The sequence below is a fragment of the Rhodoferax sp. ZS1R8 genome, from assembly GCF_056521325.1.
The window spans coordinates 1-1,652 of the sequence record NZ_JBWMBA010000053.1 but is presented as its reverse complement, the minus strand read 5'-3'; the positions used below and the strand labels follow the sequence as shown (position 1 = coordinate 1,652).

General features: G+C 60.5%; 1 protein-coding gene. It reads left to right on the top strand.

Annotated features, from left to right (window positions below):
- Positions 1–1,116 (top strand): O-linked N-acetylglucosamine transferase, SPINDLY family protein (locus AC097P_RS23660; RefSeq protein WP_479612881.1); only part of this gene is annotated, 1,116 nt, incomplete at its 5' end.
- Positions 1,117–1,652: the final 536 nt, after the last annotated feature.

Sequence of the window (1,652 nt, the reverse complement as noted above, 5' to 3'; positions counted from 1 at the left end):
CCCGAGCGCCGACTGCGCATTGGCTTGGTGTCGGCAGACTTTCGCAACCATGCAGCTGCTTACTGGATCGAACCGTTGCTCGCCGGCTTGCACCAGGGTGATTGTGACGTGGTTTGCTACAGCAACAGCGGCGCAATGGATGCGGTCACCGAGCGACTCCAAGCTTGTGCAGATGCCTGGGTGGTGTGTGCCGCTATGGATGACGTGGCTTTGGCCGGGCGCGTTGCAGCCGATGGCATCGATATTCTGGTGGACCTGTCCAGTCACACCGAGGGCCACCGACTGCTGGTGTTTGCCCGCCAAGCTGCCCCCGTGCAGGTCAGCTGGTTTGGTTTTCCGGTGTCTACTGGCTTGCAGGCCATGCAATTCCGTTTTACCGATGCGGTCATGGACCCACCTGGCCAAAGCGATACTTTTTACTCGGAGAAACTGGTCCGTCTCTCACGTTTCTATGCTTCCTTCCGTCCCGACCCGGACTGTGGTGAAGTTGGTCCCGGGCCCGTGGTGCGCAACGGCTTTGTCACGTTTGCTTCGTTCAACACCCTGGCAAAGATTACTGCTGAGGTGTTGCAATGGTGGGCCAGCATCCTCACCCGCATGCCTGATGCACGCCTGCTGGTACAGGCGGCCGGGCTGGAAAATGCCGAGTTGGCCGCGACGGTGCAAGCCGCATTCGACGCACAAGGGGTTGCGCCGCACAGGCTTTCGCTGCGCGGATGGACCGGTCTGGAGGACTACCTGCGTTTGGGGCAGGAGGCCGACATAGCGCTGGACCCGTTCCCGTTCAATGGGGGTGTGACGACGTGCCATGCTCTGTGGATGGGAATGCCGGTTATCACCCTTGCGGGCGAGACAGCGGCCAGCCGGGTCGGCGCAAGCCTATTGACCGGTTTGGGGCTGCAAACGTGTATCGCCGATGACGCGCAGGCCTATGTAGACAAAGCAGTGTCGTTGGCCCAGAACACCGAAGCGTTGGGTGCGTTGCGTGCATCGTTGCGCACACGCATGGAAAGCGCTGGTTTGCTGGATGGCCGTGGCCTGGCAGCCGAGGCAGAAAAAGCGTTTAGAACCATGTGGCGCACATGGTGTGCAAACCAGGGTGATATCCGCTCGTGAATGTGGCCTAGGGCGTGAACAGCCCGTCCATGCGGATCACCTCAAAGCGGGAGCCTTTTACGCTACCCAGCTCTGACACCAGCTTGTCGTTGTTCCCGCGCGGATCGGGCGCGCTACTGAAATATCAGTTGGAGCCGTTGTCGGCCAGCAGCATGCCGTAGGTCTTCATGCCTGCAAAATGACCTTGCTCTCGGTGGTGAAGCTGCCCAATGGGTGGCCTGCGGATACAAATTGCCGGCTTCGCACAGTCGGTTGGTGTCGCGGTCGATCACCAGCACGCGTCGGTCACCATCAAAGGCGCTGCCATTGGCCTGCTGGCCTTCAATCGGTGCGCCCTCGTAAAGGCCTGCGCCAAAGTCGTGGTGCAGGCCGCGTGTAAGGCCTATGCTGGCAATCAGTGCGTCCGAATTGGCGTCAACGGCGGCGCCCGAGACACAAGTTTTCTAGGCGCTGAACGTGGCCCAGACCTGGCTGTACGTTGTGCCGCCCATGGATACTGCGTCCAATGCGAGCAGGTTGTTTGCCGGATCAAACGA